This window comes from Cellulophaga sp., from assembly GCF_039943695.1.
GTDB lineage: Bacteria > Bacteroidota > Bacteroidia > Flavobacteriales > Flavobacteriaceae > Cellulophaga.
In genome coordinates, this window is record NZ_JBDVAA010000038.1 from 1 (window position 1) to 6,944 (window position 6,944).

6 protein-coding genes are annotated in these 6,944 nt (G+C 32.5%); 1 reads left to right on the forward strand and 5 read right to left on the reverse strand.

Annotation, left to right across the window (positions count from 1 at the left end; translation table 11 throughout):
- Positions 1–536, forward strand: a 536-nt coding sequence (locus ABJD66_RS03025; RefSeq protein ID WP_348128073.1) for a helical backbone metal receptor, incomplete at its 5' end; no start/stop codon positions are given.
- A gap of 1 nt (position 537) precedes the next feature.
- Here ABJD66_RS03025 and ABJD66_RS03030 read toward each other — a convergent pair.
- The 5 genes from ABJD66_RS03030 to ABJD66_RS03050 all read right to left on the reverse strand — a co-directional run.
- Positions 538–1,479, reverse strand: coding sequence for a nitronate monooxygenase (locus ABJD66_RS03030; protein WP_303543444.1), 942 nt, complete (start codon positions 1,477–1,479; stop codon positions 538–540).
- A gap of 28 nt (positions 1,480–1,507) precedes the next feature.
- Complete coding sequence (mnmA, locus tag ABJD66_RS03035; protein ID WP_100895434.1) at positions 1,508–2,698, reverse strand: tRNA 2-thiouridine(34) synthase MnmA; 1,191 nt, start codon at positions 2,696–2,698, stop codon at positions 1,508–1,510.
- Positions 2,699–3,075: 377 nt separating this feature from the next.
- Positions 3,076–4,926, reverse strand: a complete 1,851-nt coding sequence (gene yidC, locus ABJD66_RS03040) for a membrane protein insertase YidC (protein WP_348128078.1) — start codon at positions 4,924–4,926, stop codon at positions 3,076–3,078.
- A gap of 116 nt (positions 4,927–5,042) precedes the next feature.
- Positions 5,043–6,662, reverse strand: coding sequence for a CTP synthase (locus ABJD66_RS03045; RefSeq protein WP_348128081.1), 1,620 nt, complete (start codon positions 6,660–6,662; stop codon positions 5,043–5,045).
- A gap of 61 nt (positions 6,663–6,723) precedes the next feature.
- Positions 6,724–6,944, reverse strand: a 221-nt coding sequence (locus ABJD66_RS03050) for a DUF3820 family protein (RefSeq protein WP_348128084.1), incomplete at its 5' end; no start/stop codon positions are given.

Sequence of the window (6,944 nt, forward strand, 5' to 3'; positions counted from 1 at the left end):
AAGAAGAAAATACAAAAGAAATTGTTGAGCAGCTAGAAAAAATATACCCCGTACACGTATCAGACATTAATGACTTAGAAGATGCGTTAGATTTAATTACCCAATATGGTGTTATTTTTAATAGCTCTTTAGATGCTACTAAAATTGTTAGCACTATTAGAAACGAAGCAAATTCTTTTAAAAATTTTATAAAAGACAAACCAACTAAAAAAGTAGCCTATTTAATTTGGAAAGATCCTTATATGGCAGCTGGCAAAGAAACTTTTATAGATCATATGCTTAGCCTAAACAAGTATAAAAATGTTTTTAAAGACAGTTTAAGGTACCCTGAAGCTACTTTAGAAACTATTAAAGAACTAAACCCTGATTGCATTTTACTATCATCAGAACCTTATCCATTTAAGCGAGAACATATAGATGAGATTAAAAAAATAATGCCATCTACAACTGTTGAGTTGGTAGATGGCGAATACTTTTCTTGGTATGGTAGTAGACTACTAGATGCATTTATCTATTTTAAGTCTTTACACTACTAGATTATAAATTTACAGCTGCATTTTTAGCCAACTGAAACTCGGTTACTATTTCTTTAACAATATCTGCCGCTGGCATTATTTTATGAATAATAGCGGCTACTTGTCCTATTTCTAATTCACCGTCTTCCATATCGCCTTCAAACATACCACGTTTGGCGCGTGCTCTACCTAAAAGTGTTTTTAAATCTTCTGGTGTTGCTCCTTTTGCGTAAGCATCTTGTACCTCTACAAAAAACTTATTTTTAAGTAAGCGTACTGGCGCAAGTTCTTTTAATGTTAACTGCGTATCTCCTTCTTGTGCAGCTACTACACTCTCTTTAAATAATTGATGAGAAGATGCCTCATCACTTGCTACAAAACGACTACCAATTTGCACACCATCTGCACCTAAAACCATAACAGCCAACATTGCCTTACCTGTAGCAATACCTCCTGCTGCTATTAACGGTATTTTTAATTGTTCTTTTACAGCTGGTATTAATGCCAAGGTAGTAGTCTCATCTCTACCGTTATGTCCGCCTGCCTCAAAACCTTCTGCAACAACAGCATCTACTCCTGCAGCTTCAGATTTTAATGCAAATTTTAAACTACTAACAACGTGCACTACTATAATTCCGTTTTCTTTTAAATAACCTGTCCACGTTTTAGGATTACCTGCAGATGTAAACACTATTTTTACACCCAAGTCTACAATTATTTTCATAATCTCCTCTACGTTAGGGTACAACATTGGAACATTAACGGCAAAAGGTTTGTTTGTAGCTTTTTGACATTTTAAAATATGCTCTTTTAAAACATCTGGATACATAGACCCAGCACCAATTATTCCTAAACCACCTGCATTAGAAACAGCAGACGCAAGTTTCCAACCACTAGCCCAAATCATTCCGGCTTGTATAATTGGATATTCAATATTAAATAATGATGTTATTCTATTTTGCATATTCTTATTTTATCAAACTTAAAAATTATTATGATATAACTCCAGAACCTATAAGTTCATCTCCTATGTGCCAAGCAACAAATTGTCCTTCTGCCATAGCAGATTGTTCTTCCTCAAAATCTACATACAAACCAGCATCAACCTTATATAAAGTTGCTTTTTGCAAAGCTTGTCTATAGCGTATACGTGCCATAACCTCCATTGTTTCATCAACCTGTAAAGCCATATCTGTACGCACCCAGTGTAATTCTTCATTAGAAACAAAAAGTGTTCTACGGTACAATCCTGGGTGTTTTTTACCCTGACCGGTATATATTACATTCTCATTAACATCTGTCTCTATAACAAATAAAGGTTCTTTAGTACCACCAACAGCCAAACCTTTACGCTGTCCTTTAGTAAAATAATGCGCTCCTTGATGCTCACCTACCACTTTACCGTCTGCTACATTGTAAACTGGTTTTGTAGCATAATAAGACAGTTCTTCTTCTTTGGTGGTAAACTCTGGTATTGCAGTATTGTATTGTTCTAAATTAGAAGAAACCTCTACTATAACTCCCTGTTTTGGTTTTAGTTTTTGTTGAAGAAAATCTGGCAAACGAACTTTACCTATAAAACAAAGACCTTGAGAATCTTTTTTATCTGCTGTAATTAAATCGTTTTCTGCTGCAATTTTACGTACTTCTGGCTTTAGCAGATCTCCAATAGGAAATAATGTTTTAGCTAGTTGCTCTTGTGATAGTTGACATAAAAAGTAAGACTGGTCTTTATTATCATCCTTACCACCTAATAACTGGTGAATTTCTTTACCTTCTTCATTTACAAACGATGTTTTTCTGCAGTAATGACCTGTAGCAACATAATCTGCTCCCAGTTGCATTGCAATTTTCATAAACACATCAAACTTAATTTCTCTGTTACAAAGTACGTCTGGATTTGGTGTTCTTCCTTTTTCATACTCATTAAACATATAGTCTACTATACGTTCTTTGTATTCTGCACTTAAATCTACTGTTTGAAAAGGAATACCTAATTTTTCTGCAACAATTAATGCATCATTACTATCCTCCAACCAAGGACATTCATTAGAAATGGTTACAGAATCATCGTGCCAATTTTTCATAAAAAGCCCAATTACGTCATAACCTTGTTCTTTTAAAAGATAAGCTGTAACGCTAGAATCTACACCTCCTGAAAGTCCTACTACTACTTTTTTCATTTTTTATATTCTGAATTGCAAAAATACAAAAATCTAAAATGCTTTGTATTTCTATTAACACCCATAAATCTTTAATTTTTCATAAAGAAATGTACCGTTTATCGATGTTTTAAATCGATTAAAAATCTACTAAAAACTTAGTCGTAAACCAAACAACAAAATGACTCTAATTAACATACAAAAAAGCGGCTTTTACAACTAAACTTTTTTTAAGCTTCTAATAGGTTGCATCTTTGGAGTCCCAAATGTTACTAAGCTTAACCTACTTAGTGCTAAAGCTCCTAGAAATAGGAGCTTTTTTTTATTTAAATAAACAACTAAAAAAAATCCTGCTTCATTTAGGAAGCAGGATTTTTTTATATATAGTTTAAAGAATATTATCTATTCTTTTTTTGCTCTTCTGCTTGCTCCATCATTTCACGCATCTTCTTCTGAAACTTATTTTCTTTCTTAGGTTTCTTTTTATTCTCTTGAATTTTAGCGTGTATTTTATCTTCGTCTATAATAAACTTCTTAATTGCCAACATTATAAATATTGTAATTAAGTTAGATACAAAGTAGTACAAACTAAGTCCACTTGCATAACTATTAAAGAATACCAACATCATTAATGGAGATAAATAAAGTATAAACTTCATATTTGGCATTCCTGGCTGCTGTTGCATATTTTGCCCAGATGTCATCATCATATAAAAGAAAATAGCAATAGAAGCTAATATTGGAAATAAACTTACGTGATCTCCATACAACGGAATTTTAAATGGTAATTCTGCTATAATATCATAAGAAGATAAATCGTCTGCCCATAAAAACGGCTTTTGACGTAATGCAAAAGAAGTTGGGAAGAACATAAATAAAGCATAAAAAACTGGTAACTGTACCAATGCTGGCAAACAACCACTCATAGGACTGGCTCCTGCTTTGTTATACAGCTTCATAGTTTCTTGCTGCTTTTTCATTGGATTATCTTTGTACTTTTCTCCTAATTCTGCAATTTCAGGCTTTAAAACCTTCATTTTTGCTTGTGATAAGTAAGATTTGTATGTTACTGGTGACATTAGTAAACGAACTAAAATTGTCATTACAATAATAGCAATACCGTAAGGTAAAAATCCGCTTAAAAATGTATACGCTGGTGTAAACACATATCTGTTTATAAATCCAAATATACCCCATCCGTAAGGTATAGAATCTTCTAAACCAAGCTCTTTATATTTAGACAGCTCTTTAATATCTGTTGGCCCGTAATACAGGTTCATATTATAAGCTAACTCACCTGCTTCTGTTTTTAAAGGTAATATTGATGTATTCTCTTTTGTAAACTTAGTTTCTGGAGTGTCATCTTCAACTAGATTTACAGAACTTAATTTAGCTGTTTCAAAATGTTTATCTGATGCTAAAATAGAACTAAAGAAATGCTGTCTGTATGATAACCATTTGATATCTACTTCTTCATCTTCCTCATCATCACTACTTTCTGATAATTTACTAATATCACCATCATCATGATTATAAGTTAAACGTGTATACCTATTCTCGTAAGTTGCACTTTTACTGTGTCTAATTCCTTTTTGTTTCCAAACTAAAGCAATTGGTGCAGCACTATTTAATACACCATTTAAACCTTGAGATCTAATATTAAAATCTAACAGGTATTCATCTGGCTTAATCTCATATCTGTATTCTAAAAAGTCTGTTGCAGAAACTTTTGCTCTCATAGAGAGAACAGTGTTGTTTCCGTTTTTAGATATTGTAGGTTCAAAAAATAAATCTTTAGTATCTAAAACTCTATTATCAGAAGTAGAAAAAGTTAACCCAAAACTAGCGTTGTTATCTTTTACTAAATGTACAGGAAGAGAATCATAAGTTACAAAGTTTTTCATCTTTGCCTCTACTATTTGTCCTCCTTTATTGCTTACTCTTAAATAAAGAACATTGTTTTCTAAAACCGTTGTACCTTCTGTTGCTGGCGTATAACCAAAAGCACCTATTTTGCTTTTATAATTAGCAACTGCAGTAGAATCTGCTAAATTTAATACAGGTTCTTCAGCAACTTTTTCACTCTCTTCTTTACTTTCAGTTGCTGCTGCTTCTGTTTTTTGCTCTTCTTGTTTTTGCGCTTCTAGCTCTTCTGCAGTTGGTTGTGTGGTATTAAACCATAATACAAACAATCCAAAAATTAGTAAAAAACCAATAAGGGTTTTTACATCAAATTTCTTTTCTTCCATTCTAATATGTCAAAGATTTTATAGTAAAAACTAATAAATCTATATTGTTAATAATAAATTACAGTTTGCAAATATATGTCCAAATGTACACTTTATGCCAAAGTGGCACTCTTTTATTACTTTTTGTGTTCTAATGCAGCTTTAACAAAACCTACAAATAATGGGTGCGGATTTGCAACTGTACTCTTGTACTCTGGATGATACTGTACACCTATAAACCAAGGATGTACTTCTTTTGGCAATTCTACAATCTCTACCAAACCTGTATCTTTATTAATACCAGATGCCTGTAAACCTGCAGCTGTAATTTGTTCTTTGTACTTGTTATTAAACTCGTATCTATGTCTGTGACGTTCAGATATATCTGCTTTACCACTGTAAACTTCTTTAACTAAGCTATTATCTTCTAAATGGCAAGCCCAAGTACCTAAACGCATAGTACCTCCTTTGTTTACTACGGTTTTTTGCTCTTCCATTAAGTTAATAACAGGATTAGGAGTTTCCTCATCCATTTCTTTAGAGTTAGCATCTGCTAAACCTAAAACGTTTCTAGAAAATTCTATAACTGCCATTTGCATACCTAAACAAATACCTAAAAACGGAATTTTATTTTCTCTTGCGAACTGTACAGCTTCTATTTTACCTTCTATACCTCTTTCTCCAAAACCAGGTGCTACTAAAATACCATCTAAACCTTTTAACTCCTCAGACATATTTTTACCTAAAATATGTTCAGAATGTATAGACTTAACTACTACTTTTACCTCATTTTCTGCACCAGCGTGTATGAATGCTTCTAAAATAGATTTATAAGAATCTTGTAACTCTACGTACTTACCAATAAGACCAATAGTAACTTGATTTTTTGGATTTTTATGACGCTTTAAAAACTGGTTCCAGGTAGTTAAATTTGGTTTTTCCGTGTCTGACAAAGCTAATCGTTCTAAAACAACAGTATCTAAGCCTTCTTCTTGCATTAATAAAGGTACATCGTAAATAGTAGATGCATCTATAGATTGTATAACCGCTTCTCTTTTAACATTACAAAACAAAGCAAGTTTATGTTTTATTTCATCAGAAATTTCGTGCTCTGTTCTACATACAAGAATATCGGCCTTAATACCACTTTCCATTAATGTTTTTACAGAGTGTTGTGTTGGTTTTGTTTTTAACTCCCCAGCAGCAGACAAATATGGTACTAAGGTTAAATGTATAACAATACCATTGTTATCACCTAGCTCCCATAATAATTGTCTAACAGATTCTATATAAGGCAAAGATTCTATATCACCAACAGTACCACCAATTTCTGTAATTACAATATCGTAATCACCACTTTTTCCAAGTATTTGAATACGTTCTTTAATTTCGTTGGTAATATGAGGTACAACCTGTACTGTTTTACCTAAAAACTCTCCTCTACGCTCCTTTTCTATTACACTTTGGTAAATTCTACCAGTTGTAACATTGTTTGCCTGTGAAGTTCTAACATTTAAAAAACGCTCGTAATGCCCAAGGTCTAAATCCGTTTCTGCACCATCGTCAGTAACGTAACATTCACCGTGTTCATAAGGGTTTAATGTTCCTGGATCTACATTTATGTATGGATCCAATTTTTGAATAGTAGTTCTATATCCTCTAGCTTGTAATAATTTAGCTAAAGATGCAGCTATAATTCCTTTTCCTAGAGAAGATGTAACCCCTCCGGTTACAAATATGTACTTAGTGTTTGCCATGTAGCGTTAGGTTGTTTTCTTAACGCAAGCAAAAATAGCAAATTGCTATTACAAAAGCGGTCTATTCTTTAGGAAAATCTTTCTGAATTTTTAGAATGATATCTTCTAATCCGTTTATTTTAATTTCTAACATAGATTTTAACAAAACACCTAGTTTACCCTCAGGAAAACCCTTTTGATTAAACCATATTAAATACCGCTCTGGTAAGTGCACTAAATACCAACCTTTGTATTTTCCAAATGGCATTCTGTAATGTGCTAACTCTATTAGTTTTTTATTAT